Source organism: Legionella sp. PC997 (genome assembly GCF_014109825.1).
Classification (GTDB): Bacteria; Pseudomonadota; Gammaproteobacteria; order Legionellales; family Legionellaceae; genus Legionella.
Map to the genome: position 1 here is coordinate 1650388 of NZ_CP059576.1, position 20493 is coordinate 1670880.

A 20493-nucleotide genomic window follows, 5' to 3' on the forward strand; every position below is an offset into this window, starting at 1 on the left:
CACGAAAAATCCCACTACGACTCAATGTGCATTTCAGAATATTTTTTTCCGTGTATAATGTTACGATTTATAATCTTAGGTTCCAATTATGAGTTGGTTTAAAAAACTGTTGCCCTCAAGAGTTAGTACAGACTTCTCCCAAAAAAAAGGAGTTCCTGAAGGTCTATGGCTGAAATGTTCAGGCTGTAGTGAAGTGCTTTATAGTACAGAATTAGAAAGAAATTTAATGGTTTGCCCATCTTGTAACTTTCATCACAGGATATCAGCACGTGTTCGAATTAAGCAATTTCTCGATGAAGGTGGCCAGGAAGAAATTGCTGCCTCTTTGGAGCCCCAAGATCGATTAAAGTTCAGAGATTCAAAAAAATACAAAGATCGAATCGCCCAAGCTCAAAAAGCAACTGGTGAGAAAGAGGCTCTAATCATTGTTAAAGGGACGCTATTACAGCAACCAGTAGTGGTTGGCTCCTTTGAGTTCAACTTCATGGGTGGATCCATGGGGGCTACAGTCGGAGAGAAATTTGTCCGTGCAATTCAAGTAGCAATGAAAGAACAAAGACCTTATATTTGTTTTACTGCCAGTGGTGGGGCACGTATGCAAGAAGGACTTTTTTCTTTAATGCAAATGGCTAAAACTTCAGCTGCTCTTGCCCAATTCGCTGAAATGGGTTTGCCTTTTATTGTAGTTCTAACTGATCCGACCATGGGCGGGGTTTCTGCTAGTTTTGGAAGTCTTGGTGATCTAATTATTGCTGAACCCAATGCATTAATTGGCTTTGCTGGTCCAAGAGTTATTGAGCAAACTGTAAGACAAACCTTACCCGAAGGATTTCAACGGAGCGAGTTTTTGTTAGAACATGGACATATTGACATGATTCTGGAACGAAAAGATATTCGTCCAGTTGTTGCTGAATTGATAGCTAAACTAACCCGTAAAAGTACAGGGGATTTAGTTACCAAAGCAGTATCGTATTAGACTACTTGCGAAACATGCCTAAAAGAGAAGTGCAAGTAAACTCAGTGCACAAAATCGAAGCGTGTGCAGGTATAATAGGATCTGAGGATCGATGGAACATTCACCTACAGTAGCGTTTCCCAAGAGATCTGTTGATGAGTGGCTCCACTATCTAGAAACAAGAACTACTCAAGAAATACAACTTGGTTTAACCCGTATCATGGAGGTTGCAAAAAAAACATCTTTGCAACTTCCTGATTGTCCCGTTATTACTGTGGGAGGAACTAATGGAAAAGGCTCAACAGTAACTGCACTTGAAACAATTTATCACGTTGCCGGTTATAAAGTAGGTGCATTTACCTCACCCCATCTTATCCAGTTTAATGAACGTATCCGTGTCAATTTAACTCCTATTGCCGATGAGGAACTGTGCGAGGCTTTCAGTATAATTGATGAAGCTTGTGGAGGTTCCATATTAACTTATTTTGAAATGACTACCTTAGCAGCATTGTGGTTTTTCAAAAAAATGAAGTTAGATATTATTATCCTTGAAGTAGGATTAGGTGGTCGTTTAGATGCTACGAACATCGTTGATGCAGCTCTATCTATCATTACTACAATAGATTTCGACCACCAGGATTATCTGGGTGATACCCTTGATGCAATAGGTTATGAAAAAGCGGGTATACTTCGTCCAGGGAAACCATTCATTTACGCTGATACCGATCCACCCACCACAGTCACCGATGTAGCAACACAACTTGGTGTTCCTGCTTATTTTTGGGGGCAAGAGTTTTCTATTCACGAGCAAGATTCTACCTGGGAGCTCCATTACAACGAACTTGAGTTTCCTTCATTGTATGGGTTACCAAAACCTTCAATTCAGTTAAAATCGGCTGCTGCAGCAATTACAGCATGTCTTTTATTGGCAAATGATTTGCCAGTCATGCATCACCATTTTCAAATTGCTATGCAACGTGTTTTTATTCCTGGTCGATTGCAAGTTCATGAGGATATAGTGAGCACTTTATTTGATGTTTCTCATAATCCTCAATCGGCAAGGCTACTCGCGAATAAGTTACGCACGATGGAAAAAGCAAAAGTTCATGCCGTATTTTCAGCCTTGAAAGATAAAGATATTTTAGGTCTTATTATGCCATTAAAGGATTGTATTGATCATTGGTATCCGGCACAATTGCAGAACAAACGCGCGGCCAGTGAGGATTTATTGCTCACTTTTTTTAAGAATGCAGAAATTCCTGTAGAAATTTGTTATAATAATCCGCTTGTAGCGTTTGAAACTGCATTGAAACAAGCAAAACCTGGTGACTTAATTGTTGTTTATGGGTCTTTTTTTACTGTGAGTCATGTAATGGCTAATAGGAGATTCAATGAAATTAGTAATTGATGAGAAGCTAAAACATCGGTTGGTTGGTGTGGCTGTTGTATTATCATTAGGAGCAATTTTTTTGCCCGCAATGATGAAAAAATCAAGTCAGCGCCTTGAGAATAATTTTAGTGTAAATGTACAGCTACCTCCTAAACCCACTAGCCCTAATGTAGTGATGACCGACGAAAAGGAAATGTTCGAAACTATTAAAGTGGCTAAGGTGGAAATTCCTGCCGCCACCGAACATAAAGGATCCGATCTGGGTAAAGAAGACTTCATCCAATCCATCCAAGGAGCTGATGATGCGGCTGTTGCTGTTGCTAAATCAGAGTCTGTGCCTAAGGTCGATGCAGTAGCTAAACCAATTGAAATCGCTTTAAGTAATGCTGCAAAAAATGTTGTTAAAAAACAAATAAACCCAGCAACTGCAACCAAACCTGTTAAACCGATTGCGAAAGCAAATGTCGCACCAATTAAAAAACCAGCGGTTGCTAAAGTAAATACCAGACCTGCTCCGAGTAAACAGAGTATTTATGCTGTTCAATTGGCTTCATTTTCCCAGCTCGCTAATGCTCAAGCTTTGGTTAATAAATTGCATGCCAAGGGTTATAAGGCAAATTACATTAAAACTACTGGAAGACAAGGGCCCATCTATAAAGTTTATGCCGGACACTCACCTGTTAGAAATGATGTAATGAAATTGAAACTTCAATTAGCAAGTGCTATGCAGCTGAATGGTTTTATAGTCAATACCGGAGTTAGCTAATGATGCAATTTCAATGGGTTGATATAATTTTAATAATAGTTATTGGTTTATCTACTATTACTGGCTTATTAAGAGGATTCATTAAAGAATTTATTGCTTTAGGAGTATGGATATTAGCTGTTTGGGCCGGTTACAACTATTCAAGTAGTCTCAATCCTTGGTTGCAACCTTATATACAAGATCAATCAATTCGATCAATAATTGGTTTTATTATTGTTGTTCTGGGAGTTTTAATTACCGGAGGCATCGCTAATGCGATCCTGGGTTTGTTCTTAAGGGGAAGTGGTCTAGGTGCTATGGACAAAGTTTTAGGTGGGGGATTCGGCTTTGCCCGTGGAGTCTTCATTCTTTCGCTTGTTTTCGCGGTGCTAAGTATGACTTCGATGCCTTATCAGCAATATGTCCAAGGTTCTAGAGTTTATAATCAACTTTTACCGGTTATAAGTTGGGTTTCTGGATATTTACCTGGGCTTATTAATAAAGCAAAACAAACGGTATCAGCAAATGAGTCTTTTAAACTTATCGATATAATTCCTGAGACTTAATGTACTCATAGATTCTATAAGGGAGCTTGTTTTGGACATCAGCTCCTTTTTTTATTGCTTCCCGAAGTGAAGTAGAAGAAATTTCATAATTACCCGCATCAAATAGAAATATGTTTCCCGATGGAGCATTTAGAAGTTCATCTTTGTTTATGGTTTGATATTCTTTCAAAAATTTTTGCATAACTTCTGGCGGAACCAGATCCGCAAACTCCATTCTATTAATGATTACCAAATTAGCCAGAGTAATGATTTTTTGCCATTGATACCACTTAGGCAATGAAAGAAAGGCATCATATCCGATAATTAATGTTATGGATGAATTAGGATATTCCAACCTGAAACTCTTTAAAGTTTCAACCATATAGGATGGGCCATCCCGTTCAATCTCGCGTAAATCCAGTTTAAAGTCTGGTATCTCTTTGATTGCCAGTTTTATCATCTCTATTCTTTGGGAATTACTTGCTTGAGATGGAGGTTTTAGAGGCGGTACTTTACAAGGAAGAAAAAAATAGGAATCAAATTTAAAATAGGCTTGGATGGATATACTGGCTTGCAAGTGGCCATTATGTATAGGATCAAAGGTACCACCAAAAATAGCTATGCTATGCATGCGTCACCTATTAATTTACCCAAACAAAGTGAAAGTGTAGCGTTTTCTAGGAAGTTCCATACCTGAGTATAGTGGTTGCTCGATTTAATTCGCTCATCGATTGAATAGCAGTATCGATGGAGTTGTTGCAACATGGTTTTATTGATTCGATTACAGCAAGACTTATAAAGATTAATACGTTGAGGCCAAATTTTTAATTGGCTACAAGCACTTTGAATGTCAATTTTTTGTTCTATTAAATTAGATAGCTGCATGATTAATCTTATTTCTTGACTCAGTAACCATAAGACTAAAGTTGCTTCGGTTTTATTATTGGCGGCATGCCGTAAAATCTGAATTGCTTTATCACCGTTACCAAGTAAGCATGCATCTACTAATTCAAACAGATCGTGGTCACATTGATATGATAAGTGTTCTAATACCTGTTGTATCTCAATTTTGCTATCCGGTATATTTGATAATGCTATTTTTTCAATGACCTGGGAACAAGCCAACATATTTCCCTGGGTATATTGATGAATTAAATCGAGAACTTGGGGGGCATAACTCAGGGAGTTTTTCTTTAACTGCATGGCTATCCAACTTTTTACTGCTTCTGAGTTAAGTGGATAAGCAAGAACAAGCATGACAGATTCATTAGAGGATAACCATTGCAACTGTTTCGCGGGTACATTAGGTGCTCGGATAACAATAAAGCAACGTGAATTAATCGAGTTGAGGTATTCGGTTAAAATTTTTTTTCCGGTAGCATCTACGGACTTCTTATCATAAAAAATATTTAAGAACACAATATCCGAAAACAAAGAATAACTATTTGCTTCTTCTTTGACTCCATTCCAATCTTCTGCAGACTGAATGGAGATAACTTTTTCATCAAAATTATATAGGGTTTTAATGGCTGATTTTATGGTCACTAAAGAATCTTCCAACAAGTAATTATCTTGCCCGATTATCATATAGAGCGGGGCAATTTTTTTTTGTACTTGCTGAGCGAGCATTTGTTGTTTGATTTGCATGATAATTTTAGCGTGAGTTGGGTATGTTGTTTTCTTTACTCAAACTACTCCTATTCTTAGCTAAAGTTGGGGATTGTGTACGTGGCTAAGTCGATAAATTATTTGGGTAACTGCATCTTGCTTCATTTCTCCAATTAAAATACTTTCTTCATCTTTAGAGCCTAAAATTCTGTCATTATTTAAGGTAAGTTCTCTAGAAACGCTTATTTTACCAGGAGTATCTATTATTTGGCCTGAGCGAGCTTTCAGTACAAATGCTACATTCAAAGTAAGAGTATATTGTCTGGGGTTGGTACTTGCACCAATACTAATAATTTGTTGATGTAAGTCCACCTCGTCAATTATGAGCCAATATTTAGCTTGAGAAGGCTCCGGATTGACATCAATTTTCGAGCTCTCAAGCCGAGATTGCAATATAGAAACAAACTGTTTGTCATTATTTTCAGAAATAATGGCCACATTACTAAGCCAGCTAGGTACATTACTCATGCCACGTAGATGGAAACCACATGCTGAGAGTAGCAACACCAGCAGCAAAGGCACTATACCACGTAACGTTGCAAATTGATGTGGTGAATGTCCCGCTGATTGGTTGGGGGGCAGATGCGAGACATTAGACATCTTGGTGCAACTTGATTTCATTAGCTAACAACCAAATTAATTAATTGCCGGTGTGCCACTACAATGGCTTTTTTTACTGTTTTGTCAGCCAGAAAGTCTTTTACATGTTCTTTTGCTGTGTCTATTAATACTTCTTCTGCCGCATCTACACTCGCAGTAAATTGAGCTCGGAGCTTTCCATTAACCTGAACGACGTAATCCACCTCGTCGGTTTTGAGGGCACCTTTATCCACTCTTGGCCAATTGGCATCAATAATTGCTTTTTCAAAACCTAATTGCTGCCATATATGATGTGTAATATGAGGTGTAATAGGAGCCAACAATCGCAACAGAATACTCATACTGGAATGAATAAAAAACTTATCTTCTTCAGTTTCTATGGAGTAACTGGATATTTCATTAAATAACTTCATACAACCTGAAACGACGGTATTGAATTGATTACGATCATAATCATGAGTTGCTTGGGCGAGTATTTGATGCACAACATGGCGTGATTTTTTTAAACGGCTTTCAGCTTGTTGCCAGTTGACATGTCCATTGCCACTTAGGATGATATCATTGACTTCAATAAACATATTTTGATGCTGATAGGCAAAAGTCCAAATTCGTTTTAGAAAACGGTGTGCACCTTCTACAGCAGCATCAGACCATTCCAGAGATTGTTCTGGAGGCGCGGCAAACATAACAAACAATCGTGCTGTATCAGCCCCAAAGGTATTAATTAGATGGTTAGGATCGACGACATTGCCCACGGATTTAGACATTTTATGTCCATCTTTTAAAACCATACCTTGAGTTAACAGGGCTTTAAATGGCTCATCGGAATTGACTAAACCTTCATCTCGCATTAATTTGTGGAAAAAACGTGCATAAAGCAGATGCATTACTGCATGCTCAATACCACCTACATATTGATCTACAGGAGTCCAATATTTCGCCCGGTCATCAAGCATGGCATTTTCCTGGCCTTTACACGCAAAACGAGCATAATACCAAGAAGACTCGACAAACGTATCAAAAGTATCTGTTTCACGAGAAGCATCTTGACCACATTTAGGGCAACTTACATTTACAAATTCAGGACATTGCGCAAGGGGAGAACCTGTGCCAGTAAATGTGACATTTTCTGGTAAGACCACGGGGAGATCTTCATCTGGAACTGGAACAGTACCGCATTGCTCACATAAAATCATGGGTATAGGGGTACCCCAGTATCTTTGTCTTGATACGCCCCAATCACGCAATCTATAATTGATTGTGGCTTTTCCTGTATCATGTTCTTCAAGGAACGTAGTTATGGTTTCCACTGCTTGAGAGGAACTTAATCCATCAAACTGACCCGAATGAATCAATGTACCTTCCCCAGTGTAGGCAGATTGGTTCAGATCATGTTTTGTTCCGTTGGTAGGCTTTATCACTTCTTTTATAGGTAATTGATATTTTTGTGCAAACTCCCAATCTCTTTGATCATGGGCAGGAACGGACATTACAGCCCCAGAGCCATATTGCATAAGTACAAAATTTGCCACCCATATAGGTAATTCTTCGCCCGTTATGGGATGGATAGCAGACATTCCTGTGGCTACCCCTCGTTTCTCCATAGTAGCAAGTTCAGCTTCAGCCATTTTAGTGCCTTGACAGCTGTCAATGAATTCCTTCACTTCCTTACGAGTACTTGCTGCTTCTTTAGCGATAGGGTGATCTGTTGCCACTGCAAGATATGTTGCTCCCATTAAAGTATCAGGACGAGTGGTATAAATTTTTAAGCGCTTTGGATAATTATGGACATTAAAATAAATTTCGGTACCGGTAGAGCGACCTATCCAATTGCGTTGCATTTGTTTCACTTGTGCAGGCCATTCATCTAATGTATCGAGTGAACTCAGGAGTTCATCAGCATAAGCGGTAATTTTAATAAACCATTGAGAAATTTCTTTTCGTTCAACAAGAGCACCAGAGCGCCAACCGCGTCCATCAATAACTTGTTCATTTGCTAAAACGGTTTGATCTACTGGATCCCAATTTACAACGGCGTTCTTCTTATAAACTAAACCCTTTTCAAATAGGCGAATAAAAAACCATTGCTCCCAACGATAATATTCGGGTGTGCAAGTACAAATTTCACGTCGCCAATCATAGGCATTGCCAAGACGTAAAAACTGCTTTTTCATAGACTCTATATTTTTTCTAGTCCATTCAGCCGGGGGGATTCCGTTTTTGATGGCTGCGTTTTCAGCAGGTAGACCAAATGCATCCCAACCTATCGGTTGCAAGACATTTTTACCCAAAGCACGCTGATAACGAGCAATAACGTCACCAATAGTATAGTTACGAACATGCCCCATGTGCAATGTTCCACTCGGGTAAGGGAACATGGATAAACAATAAAATTTCTCTCTGTTTAAATCTTCTGAAACATTAAATGATTGTTTTTTATGCCAATACTGTTGAGCTTGTTCCTCAACTTCTTGTGGTATATAGGTATTATCCATAGTCCGATTTTTTAAGTGACTCTAAATCGCTAAGGATAACTCCTCTTGTGTCTGCCAGCAATAGATTATTGTTGGAATACGCGACGAAGTTGAATAAATAGTATAAAAATAAGAAAAATTGAGCAAAAAATTAGAGTTGGATACTCATGCCAAATAATCCAAGGAGTGAAACCTTCTGCTGGGAATATATTACTTTCTAAGATACCGGAACTAAATGGAGGGAGACTTTCAACTATATCTCCATTTGAATCAATTACTGACGATAAACCATCGTTATTGACGACTACTTGATATCGGCCGGTAAGTAAAGAAAGTATTTGAGCCATTTGCAATTGTTGATAACTCGCCAATGAATGACCGAACCATCCATTATCGCTTATTGAAACGATCCATTGAGCTTTAGGCATTTGTTCCCGCAAAATATGGGGATACGCAATTTCATAACAAATAAGACTTGCTATTGGATGATTTTCAATGCGAATCAGCGACTGCTTTCTCCTTCCAGGCAACAGATTAGGCTCGGGTAAATTTAGCCAATGATTAATTGCAACAAGCGGTTTGGGAATGTACTCTCCAAAGGGAACGAGTTGACGCTTCAGTTTTTTTCCTTTGGCCAGCCCAAGGGTAATAACTGAATTGTAATAATGTGTTTCACTATCATTTGTTGGTTGTAAAATGCCAACCATAAGTGCGCTTTTCGCTTTCAGCGCTTTGTTGTTTAAATTTTGTAAATATTTATCTAAATAACTTGCTGGGAGTGGTATAGCTGACTCGGGTAAAATAATCAATTGTTTCCCTAAGAGCTTATTAATTGCATCTTCATAATACTTTAATAAATTCCAAAATAATGCTTCATCCCATTTATCACGCATCGATAAATTAGCCTGTACAGCACCAATACTGACTGGTTCTTTACTGACATGCGACCATGTAATGTTTTTGCATAGCATGGGACTGATAATAACTAAGACAATTACGATGAGGTAGGAATAGCGTTTTTGAGAATTTTGTGAAACAGCTAAAGTAAGAAAGGTTGAGAGAAAGATGCACACTAAACTTAGCCCATATATGCCTAAAACAGGTGCGATATATTTAATCGGAGTATCAATGAGGATAGTGCCTACTAATAACCAGGGAAATCCAGTAAATAAAGTAGCACGGCAGTATTCACTCAAACACCATAAGACACAGAATAAAGTTAAGGACAGTAGTTTACGATTGTTGAGTTCAAGTGATTTATATAAATAAGCAACGAGGGCAGGGAATAGCGAAAGATAGGCAATGAATATTAGAGTAACTAAACCTGAGAAGAAATAATTCATTTGTCCATAATCATGAATACTGACTATGACCCAGGAAACTCCGAAACCAAAATAACCTAATCCATAAAAAAAACCTAGGTAAAAGCATTGTTTTATGGAGCAATTCTGGAGACTCGAATAGAGAAATGCCAAACTTAATAAGGTTAATCCTGGGATATGAAAAGGAGCAAAACCAAAAGGCGCAAGCAGGCCTGCTATAAATACAAAGAAGTATTTAACATAGCCAAGACGAATTGAAGAATTTAGTGGAATTGAATTGGCTAAAGCGGTTTGCTTCATGGCTGTTAAAAAATTATAAAATGATAAGATAATTGAGTCCTGTATTCAGGTCAAGAATTAGTGAAATATTTTATAATCCTGTCGCTTTCATAGCCTTGCTCCCTTGCGCTTCACTAAGGTACCATTTATTTTTTCAACACATAAGTTCCGGGTGCATTACAAATTGGTCTTAAATCTTTTTCCGGATTGCCTAGAGTAGGTGGTTTCTTTTTTGCACCGGAATAATCTGTAAGCCATTTTTCCCAAGCTGGCCACCAAGAATCTTCGAACTGAGGAGCTCGTTCTAACCAAACTTCAGGTGCTAAATGTTTATCTGTTAATTTATGGGTAAGCATTTGATAACTTCGACCTGTGCCTCCTGGCTCATTAACAATCCCTGTGTTATGTCCTGCATTAGTCAATACAAAGGTAATATCACTATCAGTAAAGTAATGAATTTTGTAAACAGATTTCCAAGGGGCTATATGATCTTTTATTGTACTTACTGAAAAAATGGGTACTGTAATGTCGGCTAGATTAATACTCTCATCAAGAATTTTAAAACGGCCTTCTACTAAGTCATTATCTAAAAAGAGTTTGCGCAAATACTCGCTATGCATTTTATAGGGCATTCTCGTAGTATCGTAATCCCAGGCCATTAAGTCACTTATTTTCTGTCGTTTACCTAGTAAATAGTCATAAACTACACGAGACCAAATGAGATCTATAGATCGTAACATACTAAATGCTCCAGCCATCTGGGAGCCTTCCAAATAACCTTTCTCCCACATAATATCTTCAATATAAGTGAGTTGGTTTTCGTCAATAAATAATTGCAGCTCGCCTGCATCCTGAAAATCGGTTTGGGCAGCAAACAAACTCATTGTTTTTAAGCGCTTATCATTATTCGCTGCCATCTTTGCGGCAACCATGGTCAATAAAGTTCCCCCGATACAATAACCAACCGTATGAATTTTCTCTTTAGGAATAATTTGATTGATTGTATTTAATGCATCCATTACTCCGCGGAGTGCATAATCAGAAAAATCCAAGTCTCTATCTTTAGAAGTTGGATTATTCCAGGAAATCATAAATACAGTATGACCTTTATCTACTAAAAATTTCACCATAGAGTTATTAGGGGACAGATCCAAAATGTAATACTTCATGATCCAAGCTGGAATGATTAAGATTGGTTCAGGATATACGGTGGATGTTGTTGGTGCATATTGGATCAGCTCAATTAAACGATTTCTATAAATCACTTTACCAGGAGTTATTGCTACATTCGATCCTACTTTATATTGCTCACTACCCACCGGCGGTTTATTATTAAGGTACCTGATGAGGTCATCATTAAAATTATACCAACCTTTTATGAAATTCATACCTCCTTCGTTCATTGTGGTAGCTATGACTTCAGGATTCATTCCCGGAACATTTGATGGAGCAAAAATGTCCAAAATTTGGCGTGTTACAAAATTAACAATCGCTTCATGGTGCTTGGAAACCCCTCGTAGGTGAGTGGTTGCGTTATCCCACCATTCTTCAGTTAATAAAAACGATTGGCTGTATAGATTAAATGGAAATTGAGACCATAATTCATTTTGGAAACGATGATCGCTTTGGCGGACTTCGACACAAGGCTCGCATTTACCTTGGTTTTGTTGCTGAATGTATAATAACAATTCTCCCAATTTTTTGAGTGCATCTTTGTTTAAATCAGCTCGTTGCGCGGGTGAAAAAAGCAAATAAATTAACCAGTCTGCAAAAGACATAATAAGTGTGCCTGGTGATATCCAATTGCATAATTGACTGATTGTAGCGTGGAATAATTTATCGAAACTTATTCCTTCATAGTCGTCTTTTTCTGATCCGGTTAATAAGGAGTCTATCGATTTTTCGGTTGATTTTGGTGGTTTCTTTTTTGATTTATTCATACCCATCCCTTTGCGAATTTCAAGAATCTTTAATATCGTCCTTTTCAACATTATGCATCAAAAAATGGAATAACTCGATTTTTAAAAATTGTTATTTTGTATGCACATAGTTTAGAGAATACTATTCAATTCCAAAGATTTTGTGTAGGATGATTGCGTTTTATAATGGAGAGGGATTAAATGTATAATGTAATGATTACTGGTGCAGGGAAAATTGGTAGCTTAATCGCTTGTTTATTATCAGAAAGCGGTTCTTACCAGGTCCATTTGGTTGATATTGATTTTAATGGATCCGATGTAAAAAGGCTTTTGGAAGCAGTACCCAAAATTAAAACAGTAGCCTTAGATGTTCAAGACCAACAGTCCACGCAAGCATATATGGAAAAAAATAGTATCGTGGCTGTTATTTCAAGTCTTCCATATTTTTTAAATACTTATGTTGCGGAAGCAGCAAAAGCAGCAAAAGCGCATTATTTTGATCTTACAGAAGATACCGCAGTCACTGAAGCTGTAAAAGCAATCGCGCTTGACGCAGAAACTGCTTTCGTTCCTCAATGTGGATTAGCTCCAGGGTTTATCAGCATCGCTGCAAATAGTCTCATGCAGGAGTTTGAAGAGTGTCATCATGTAAAATTACGTGTAGGAGCTCTTCCACAAAATGCAAACAATGCACTTCAATATTCATTAACTTGGTCCACTGATGGAGTCATCAATGAATATGGCAATCCCTGTTATGCAATTAAATATGGAAAAGCGGTAACCTTGGCACCTTTAGAAGGATTAGAAACCATTCAAATCGATGGATGCGAGTATGAAGCCTTTAATACCTCTGGTGGACTCGGCAGTTTGGCAGAGATGCACGCGGGTAAAGTACAAACCATGAATTATAAAACCATGCGTTATCCTGGACATTGCTCAAAGATGCGTTTATTGATGAATGATTTGCGCTTAAATCAAGATAGACCTACGCTAAAGCGTATTCTAGAAAATGCAATTCCTAAGACATACCAAGATCTAGTCATTGTATATGTTTCTGTGGAGGGCATGAAACAAGGTGAACTTACAGAAAAAAATTATGTGAAGAAGATTTACCCTGAAGAAATTTGTGGCTTGGAGTGGTCTGCAATTCAAATAAGTACCGCTTCTGGTGTTTGTTCAGTAGTTGATTTAGTGCTCGGACAAGAAAATGAATATAAAGGGTTAGTGTTGCAAGAAAAATTCCATTTGTCTGCTGTGCTGGAAAATCGTTTTGGTCGCTATTACGCATAACTAATATTATAGTGATGTGTCCCCGGGTCTGTTTCATTGTACCCGGGTTACTACGGAGATAATTAATGGATATATTAAAACGCTTGAAAATTCATGCTGTTAATCCTGGAGCCTATAGTGGTCAAGGTTGGCAAAGTGGAATTCATGAGCACAAGTTAATCTCTAATAATCCAGCAAATGGTGAGAAGCTTGCAGAAATAGCAACCTGCACTATGAGTGATTACGAAGAGATAATGACTCGTGCTCAATATGCTGCTCATGAATGGAGAAAAGTCCCTGCTCCTAAAAGAGGGGAAATCATCAGACAGATTGGGCAAGCATTGCGCGAACATAAAGATGCGCTAGGTAGTTTAGTTTCCTTGGAAATGGGTAAATCCAAGCAGGAAGGAGACGGTGAAGTTCAGGAAATGATTGATATAGCTGATTTCGCAGTAGGTCAATCCCGAATGTTATATGGTAATACCATGCATTCCGAGCGTCCACAACATAGGATGTATGAGCAGTGGCACCCCTATGGTATTGTGGGTGTTATTTCCGCTTTTAACTTCCCTGTTGCAGTTTGGTCTTGGAATGCTTTTCTTGCGGCCATCTGTGGGAATGTGACATTGTGGAAACCCTCAGCAAAGACTCCGTTATGTGCTGTAGCTGTTCAGCATATTTGCAATGATGTATTAAAGGCTAATGGTTGTCCCGAAATATTCAGTTTGGTTATTCCTGAGAGCCACGATGTGGTTGAAGAAATGGTGAATGACAAACGAATACCACTAATTTCTTTTACTGGTTCCACAGCAGTTGGAAAAGAGGTCGCTGCCAAGGTTGCTGCCCGATTGGGTAAGACAATTCTAGAATTAGGCGGTAATAACGCAATTATTCTCGATGAGTCAGCTGATTTACATTTAGCAATCCCAGCTATTGTATTTGGTGCTGTTGGTACTGCGGGTCAACGATGTACCTCTACTCGGCGTTTATTTGTCCATCATTCTAAATACGATTATGTTATTGAGCGTTTACGTTTTGCTTACGAGCAAATAACAATTGGTGATCCTTTAGATAAGAAAAATTTAATGGGACCACTGATTGATAAGCAAGCTGTTGAGCAATTTAATCGGGCAATAGCTCGTATTAAAGAGGCTGGTGGCCGAATTATTTTTGGTGGTGAGCCAGCCCATGGCCCGGGCTTCTTTGTTGAACCGACTTTAGTCTGTGATGTAAAAAATCATTGGGAAATTGTTCAAGAGGAAACATTTGCTCCGATTTTATACGTTATGTCTTTTCAGACAATTGATGAGGCAATTGCTTTACAAAATCATGTTCCTCAAGGATTGTCTTCTGCCCTCTTTACTCAAGATTTAAAAAACGCAGAACACTTTTTAAGTGCTTGGGGAAGTGATTGCGGTATCGCTAATATTAATATTGGTACTTCAGGTGCTGAAATTGGTGGAGCATTTGGTGGGGAAAAAGAAACAGGTGGCGGGCGTGAGTCTGGTTCTGATTCTTGGAAGGCGTATATGCGTCGACAGACCAATACTATAAATTGGGGAAATGAATTACCGTTAGCTCAAGGTATTCGATTTGATTTGTCTTGATTTAAGTAGCAAATGTAGCCTGGGTGAAGCGAAGCATGACCCAGGTAATTCTATGTTCCATGAACCCGGGTTATGCTTCGCTTCACCCAGGCTACTTTAACGAGGAAAAAAGAATGCAGGGATCTTTTTTTATAAAAAAAGTCGCAGTTCTGGGATCTGGTGTAATGGGTGCACAAATTGCAGCGCACTGTGTTAACGCTGGTATAGAAACGTTACTCTATGATTTGGCATCTAAAGAAGGAGATGCGAATGCGTTGATTGATAAAGCAATCGCTAATTTAGGGAAACTAAAACCCGCTCCACTTGCTACACCCCAAACCGCAACATTGTTGCAAGCGCGAAATTATGAGCAACATCTTGCTGATTTATCCTCTTGTGATTTAGTTATTGAGGCAATTGCTGAACGCTTGGACTGGAAGGAAGACTTATACAAGCGTATTTCTCCATTCTTAACTAAAGATGCAATTTTAGTGAGTAATACCTCCGGTTTGAGTATTAATGCTCTTTGTTCTGTTTTACCCGAAGTACATAGAGCCAATTTTTGTGGCGTCCATTTTTTTAATCCTCCGCGTTATATGCATCTTGCTGAACTTATTCCTGCAAAAACGACCAATAAAGAATTAGTGGATAATCTGGAGACTTGGCTAACTCGTTATTTAGGTAAAGGAGTTGTGCGTGCCAAAGACACACCAAATTTTATTGGAAACCGCATTGGGGTATTTTCTCTCTTAACAACATTGCATCATGCTTTTGCCATGGATATGGGATTGGATGAAGTCGATGCATTAACAGGCTCTTTGCTAGGAAGACCAAAATCTGCCACTTTTCGGACTATGGATGTGGTGGGTCTCGATACTATGCAGCATGTAATCCATACAATGCAGCAACAGTTACAAGATGATCCTTGGCATCACAGTTTTAAATTACCTGAATGGCTCCTTAACCTAATAAAGGAGGGGCATTTAGGACAAAAAACAGGCCAAGGCATTTATAGAAAAAATGGTAAGCTTATTGAGGTATATGATGTTAAGTCAGCACATTATCGTCCAGCTCAACCGGTCGTGAGTGATGAGTTAAAAACGATTATGGGTAATCCTGATCCTGCTGTGCGCATGCAAAATCTGATGACTTCAAAAAACAAGCAAGCACAATTTTTAGCTGCTTGTTTTAGGGATTTATTTCACTACTGTGCCTATCATCTCGAGGAAATTGCAGAAAATGTCAGAGACGTTGATTTGGCAATTCGTTGGGGCTTTGGTTGGATACAAGGGCCATTTGAAACATGGCAACTCGCTAATTTCGCAACAATGACACAGTACATTAATGAAGCAATAAAAGAAAAATCATCTCTTAGTACGGCTCCTCTACCTGGATGGCTTTTTGAAATCAATGCCTTTTATACTGAAAAAGGTGCTTATTCTCCTCATATGAATGAATACCAACCTCGACGTCAATTGCCCGTTTATAAACGTCAATTTTTTACTGACCGGGTCATCAAGGAATCCGTTCACCCTACACCTGTGATTTATGAAAATGAGGGTGTTCGTTTGTGGCATTTACAAGATGATGTAGCGGTAGTGAATTTTAAAAGCAAAGCGAATACGGTTGGACAATCCGTTCTTGATGGGTTGGAGGCTGCTGTAGAAACTGCAGAGAAACAATGTCGTGGACTAATTATTTATCAACACGATGCGACTAATTTCTGTTCTGGTGCTGATTTGCGGGGTGTCCTTAATTTAATTAAGGAAAACAAAATGCAGGCTTTAGAGGAGATGATCGCTCAATTTCAACGTGTTGCTTTACGCTTAAAATACAGTGCGATCCCCACTGTTGCCGCAGTAAGAGGGCGTGCTCTTGGGGGTGGGTGTGAGTTGATGATGCATTGTGATGCCGTAGCTGCAGCATTTGAATCCTATCCTGGTCTGGTTGAGTTTGGTGTTGGGGTAATACCCGCTGGGGGTGGATGTAAAGAGATGGCAATACGTGCTGCGCACCTCGCTCCAAAAGGGGAATTAATGACAGTAATTCAAAATTACTATCAACAAATTGCTACGGCGCAAGTTGCAGGTTCCGCGGCTGATGCAATGCAAATGGGATATTTGCGAAGTACTGATAGCTACGTGATGAATGCTGACGAAGTACTCTATGTTGCTCTAGCTAAGATTAATTGCATGCATGCAGAAAATTACCAATCTCCTTTAAAGAAACACTTTCCAATTGCTGGTATTGAAGGTAAGGCACGATTGCAAGCAGGTTTGGTTAATTGGTTAGAAGGCGGATTTATATCTCAGCATGATTATTTCATTGCTACGGAGTTAGCAACTGTACTCTGCGGTGGCAACCTCAATCAAAATACGTTGGTGGACGAGAATTGGATGCTTAAGTTAGAGCGAGAAGTATTTATAACGCTTGCTGCAACACCATTAACCCAAGCACGGATTAGTCATTTACTAGAAACTGGCAAGCCGTTACGCAACTAAGGGAGAATTGAAATGACTAATGTATATATCGTTGATGCATTACGTACTCCAGTAGGTAAAGCACCCCGTGGTGTATTTAAAAATACATTACCAGATGATTTATTGGCTCACGTAATGAGAGATTTAATGAAACGCAATCCCTCTGTGGATCATCAAAAGATTGGGGATGTTGTAATAGGGTGTGCTATGCCTGAGGCTGAACAAGGTATGAACGTGGCCCGTATCGCGTCATTACTGGCTGATTTACCGCAATCTGTTCCTGCGATGACAATTAATCGTTTTTGTTCTTCAGGGGTACAAAGTATTGCCACAGTTGCAGAGTCTATACGGAGTGGGGATATGCACCTGGCCCTTGGTGGTGGCGTTGAAAGCATGTCTATGGTGCCTTTAGGCGGCAATAAATATACAGCAAATCCGGTTATCTTCAATAATGAAGATGTTGCAATAGCATATGGGATGGGCATTACAGCGGAAAATGTTGCAAAACGCTGGCAAATTACTCGTGAGCAACAGGATGAATTTGCTGCTGAAAGTCATAAGAAAGCGGTTGCTGCACAGCAACGTGGCGACTTTAAAGCAGAGATCAGTCCCGTAGAAATTACCATACGACAGGCGGATTTAGGAAATGGTACAGCAATAGTAAAGAAGAAATGGGTCAACGACGATGAAGGACCACGAGCTGATACTTCTTATGAAGTCATTTCTAAATTGAAACCTGTTTTTGCCGCAAAAGGAACAGTTACTGCAGGAAACAGTTCCCAGACTAGTGATGGGGCAGGCATTGCTCTTTTAGCTAGCGAACAGGCTTTGCATCAATATGATTTAAAGCCCATGGGACGATTACTGAGTTATGCTGTAGCGGGTGTTCCTCCTGAAATTATGGGAATAGGTCCTATCGAAGCGATTCCTATTGCTTTAAAACGAGCTGGTATTACTTTAGATCAACTGGATTGGATAGAGCTCAATGAAGCGTTTGCCGCTCAAGCTTTGGCAGTAATTAAAGAACTTGATCTACCTCGAACCAAGGTGAATCCTTTAGGAGGAGCTATTGCATTAGGTCATCCTTTAGGTGCCACAGGTGCAATAAGAACGGCTACTTTATTGCATGGATTAAGAAGAACTAAAGGACGATATGGAATGGTAACCATGTGTATCGGAACAGGCATGGGGGCTGCGGCAATATTTGAAGCTTTATAGCCTCTGAGTATTGTAGTCTGGGTAAAGGAGCAAGCCGAAGGTTCATTTAGTCATCCCGAGTACAACTCGGGAGCTCCACGCTGTAAGATGATGAGAGAGCCATCGTTCCACTCGTGATGACGGGCTTGCTGCTTCACCTAGGCCAAAATTCGGAAACCATGAGTGCAATGCAAAAACCCGAGTAACGGTTTATCGTGACTCAGGCCACTGTGATGGAAAAGAGTTTAATAAGGTACTATTTAATTTTTATCGCGGAATATAATGCGGCCTTTAGTTAAGTCGTAGGGAGTTAATTCGACCTTAACTTTATCGCCAGTTAAAATTCTTATGTAATTTTTACGCATACGACCCGAAATGTGGGCAGTGATAACATGTCCATTTTCTAATTCAACACGAAACATAGTGTTGGGTAAGGTATCAATAACCGTACCAGCCATTTCTATATGATCTTCTTTTGCCATAGGACTCTCAGTGATGTACCAAAGTTTATTATGTGTGATTATATACTTACAGCGTGTATACTGCACTAAAATGAGGAAAATGGCAATCAAAGCCCAGCAAAATTTAACTATTTATCACTTCATAGACGGCTTAAGAGCTCACTCTGAGGGGAACTCATATCAAGATAAATTAAGCTTGCTTACTTTATTGCTGCGTTAAGGGTGTTATCAACTATAAATACATCACCTACGTAATTAACATAGTGTCTTTCTTTGCTGGCTTCCTCCCGACTGGGTCTAATAAGCCCATGCAGGCTAAACTCGTTTTTTTGTAATTCAGAACATAGTGCTTTAATCAATTCAGGCGGACAATTTTGTTCAAATAATTGTTTCGCTGTATTTATAAAGCTCTGTATTTCCGCATCGAATTTTGCCTTATCGTGTGCATATCTTGTCTTTACCTCAAGTGTCTCTGTGAATGCAGGTTCTTTGGGAGGTTTAGGTACTGTTTTCCAGCCATCATGGGTTAAGCCAAATCGAAGATCTTTTACCATTTCATGTTCTTGAGAGTAGTATGAAACTGTTATTAATCCCCCTGAATTATCCCTTATTAAAAAAACAGCCTTAGTTTCTTTTTTGGTAGCACCATGATGTTCCAAAATATCATGTAATTTATTACTGCTAAGCGGTCGAAAAATAACAGGAATTTTAGACTCTGGTTCATTACTTTGTTTTGACTTCATAGGTCAATACTCCGAAGTTCTTTAATAAAATAAATGATCAATTATTGAAGCCATAACGAGATGAAATGGTAATAGTCTGTCTATATGGTATAATAATAGTACAATGTTCTTGCTATTTGAAATATTCAGTGCTTTCCCAAGGACCTTTTTTTGTAAGATGTTCTAAAGATTTATAAAGCATGTGAAGAAATTCTCTTCGATCAATAATTTTGGCACCTAAACTTTGCAAATGCTTTGTTGGAATCTGGCAATCAATAAAATCATAGTTCCAATCGCTCATCGTTTTGCATAGATAGTAAAAGGCAATTTTTGAGGTATCTGTCATTTTATGGAACATGGATTCCCCAAAAAAAGCATGACCTAAACTGAGTCCATATAAGCCCCCGACCAGTTTGTTTTCATACCATATTTCAAAGGAATGGGCATAACCCATGATGTGTAATTGAGTATAGGCTTCCATCATTTCCGTAGTTATCCAAGTATTATTGATTCGATCAACACATGAAGCACATTCTGAGATCACTTGTTTAAATGCAGTATCTATGGTGAATTTGAACGGTTTTTTTAATGATTTTTGCAAACTACGAGATAATTTAAATTCAGTAGGAATCAATATGAGTCTTGGATTTGGAGACCACCAGAGAATAGGTGTACCGGGTTCATACCAGGGAAAAATTCCTTGTCTATAAGCTTGAAGGATACGTTGTGGTGATAAATCACCCCCAATGAATAATAAGCCTTGATCATCACTTGTTTCCGGATTTGGAAACAAGTGGATTTCATCATAATTCAACGCAAACTCCTCAATTATCAGGAAATTTATCCTTATAAATCTTTTTTTATTCTACACTTATTATAAA

The 20493-nt window shown here is 38.8% G+C and carries 17 protein-coding genes; 8 read left to right on the plus strand and 9 right to left on the minus strand.

Annotated features, from left to right (window positions below):
- Nucleotides 1-88 precede the first annotated feature (88 nt).
- From accD to HBNCFIEN_RS07025, 4 genes are all read left to right on the plus strand, one after another.
- Nucleotides 89-976 (plus strand): acetyl-CoA carboxylase, carboxyltransferase subunit beta, encoded by an 888-nt coding sequence (gene accD / locus HBNCFIEN_RS07010; protein ID WP_182393351.1) that lies wholly within the window; start codon nucleotides 89-91, stop codon nucleotides 974-976.
- A gap of 91 nt (nucleotides 977-1067) precedes the next feature.
- Nucleotides 1068-2363 (plus strand): bifunctional tetrahydrofolate synthase/dihydrofolate synthase, encoded by a 1296-nt coding sequence (folC, locus tag HBNCFIEN_RS07015; RefSeq protein WP_182393353.1) that lies wholly within the window; start codon nucleotides 1068-1070, stop codon nucleotides 2361-2363.
- Complete coding sequence (locus HBNCFIEN_RS07020) at nucleotides 2347-3111, plus strand: SPOR domain-containing protein (RefSeq protein ID WP_182393355.1); 765 nt, start codon at nucleotides 2347-2349, stop codon at nucleotides 3109-3111. Before folC ends, HBNCFIEN_RS07020 begins: the two co-directional genes overlap by 17 nt.
- Nucleotides 3112-3113: 2 nt before the next feature.
- The gene (locus HBNCFIEN_RS07025) at nucleotides 3114-3656 is read left to right on the plus strand and encodes a CvpA family protein (protein ID WP_182393637.1); all 543 of its coding nucleotides are present in this window, start codon (nucleotides 3114-3116) and stop codon (nucleotides 3654-3656) included.
- Here the strand turns inward: HBNCFIEN_RS07025 and nadD are convergent.
- From nadD to HBNCFIEN_RS07055, 6 genes are all read right to left on the minus strand, one after another.
- Nucleotides 3631-4266, minus strand: a complete 636-nt coding sequence (gene nadD, locus HBNCFIEN_RS07030; protein WP_182393356.1) for a nicotinate-nucleotide adenylyltransferase — start codon at nucleotides 4264-4266, stop codon at nucleotides 3631-3633. The genes HBNCFIEN_RS07025 and nadD overlap by 26 nt on opposite strands.
- Entirely contained in the window at nucleotides 4254-5282 is a 1029-nt protein-coding gene (gene holA / locus HBNCFIEN_RS07035; protein WP_182393357.1) for a DNA polymerase III subunit delta, read from the minus strand. The genes nadD and holA overlap by 13 nt, the downstream gene beginning before the upstream one ends.
- Before the next feature lie 60 nt (nucleotides 5283-5342).
- Nucleotides 5343-5903 carry an LPS assembly lipoprotein LptE gene (lptE, locus tag HBNCFIEN_RS07040; protein ID WP_255464391.1) on the minus strand — a complete coding sequence of 187 codons (561 nt, stop codon included), beginning with the start codon at nucleotides 5901-5903 and terminating at the stop codon, nucleotides 5343-5345.
- Nucleotides 5904-5923: 20 nt separating this feature from the next.
- Complete coding sequence (gene leuS, locus HBNCFIEN_RS07045; protein ID WP_182393361.1) at nucleotides 5924-8398, minus strand: leucine--tRNA ligase; 2475 nt, start codon at nucleotides 8396-8398, stop codon at nucleotides 5924-5926.
- A gap of 65 nt (nucleotides 8399-8463) precedes the next feature.
- A complete protein-coding gene (gene lnt / locus HBNCFIEN_RS07050; RefSeq protein ID WP_182393363.1) occupies nucleotides 8464-9999 on the minus strand; it encodes an apolipoprotein N-acyltransferase in 1536 nt (511 codons plus the stop codon).
- Between the two features lie 125 nt (nucleotides 10000-10124).
- A complete protein-coding gene (locus HBNCFIEN_RS07055; RefSeq protein ID WP_182393365.1) occupies nucleotides 10125-11918 on the minus strand; it encodes an alpha/beta hydrolase in 1794 nt (597 codons plus the stop codon).
- Nucleotides 11919-12098: 180 nt separating this feature from the next.
- Here HBNCFIEN_RS07055 and HBNCFIEN_RS07060 point away from each other — a divergent pair, with 180 nt between their 5' ends.
- The 4 genes from HBNCFIEN_RS07060 (at nucleotide 12099) to HBNCFIEN_RS07075 (ending at nucleotide 18450) form a co-directional block, all read left to right on the plus strand.
- Nucleotides 12099-13187, plus strand: coding sequence for a saccharopine dehydrogenase family protein (locus tag HBNCFIEN_RS07060; RefSeq protein WP_182393366.1), 1089 nt, complete (start codon nucleotides 12099-12101; stop codon nucleotides 13185-13187).
- 65 nt (nucleotides 13188-13252) lie between these two features.
- Complete coding sequence (locus HBNCFIEN_RS07065; protein WP_182393368.1) at nucleotides 13253-14773, plus strand: aldehyde dehydrogenase family protein; 1521 nt, start codon at nucleotides 13253-13255, stop codon at nucleotides 14771-14773.
- Nucleotides 14774-14886: 113 nt separating this feature from the next.
- Nucleotides 14887-17253, plus strand: a complete 2367-nt coding sequence (locus tag HBNCFIEN_RS07070; RefSeq protein ID WP_182393369.1) for a 3-hydroxyacyl-CoA dehydrogenase/enoyl-CoA hydratase family protein — start codon at nucleotides 14887-14889, stop codon at nucleotides 17251-17253.
- Between the two features lie 12 nt (nucleotides 17254-17265).
- Nucleotides 17266-18450: an acetyl-CoA C-acyltransferase gene (locus HBNCFIEN_RS07075; protein WP_182393371.1), complete on the plus strand. Its 1185-nt coding sequence runs from the start codon at nucleotides 17266-17268 to the stop codon at nucleotides 18448-18450.
- A gap of 239 nt (nucleotides 18451-18689) precedes the next feature.
- Here the strand turns inward: HBNCFIEN_RS07075 and infA are convergent, their stop codons facing one another.
- The 3 genes from infA to aat form a co-directional block, all read right to left on the minus strand.
- Nucleotides 18690-18911, minus strand: coding sequence for a translation initiation factor IF-1 (gene infA / locus HBNCFIEN_RS07080; RefSeq protein WP_019233117.1), 222 nt, complete (start codon nucleotides 18909-18911; stop codon nucleotides 18690-18692).
- 179 nt (nucleotides 18912-19090) lie between these two features.
- Nucleotides 19091-19633 carry a hypothetical protein gene (locus HBNCFIEN_RS07085; RefSeq protein ID WP_182393373.1) on the minus strand — a complete coding sequence of 181 codons (543 nt, stop codon included), beginning with the start codon at nucleotides 19631-19633 and terminating at the stop codon, nucleotides 19091-19093.
- Nucleotides 19634-19745: 112 nt separating this feature from the next.
- Nucleotides 19746-20426, minus strand: coding sequence for a leucyl/phenylalanyl-tRNA--protein transferase (gene aat / locus HBNCFIEN_RS07090; protein WP_182393375.1), 681 nt, complete (start codon nucleotides 20424-20426; stop codon nucleotides 19746-19748).
- Nucleotides 20427-20493 lie beyond the last annotated feature (67 nt).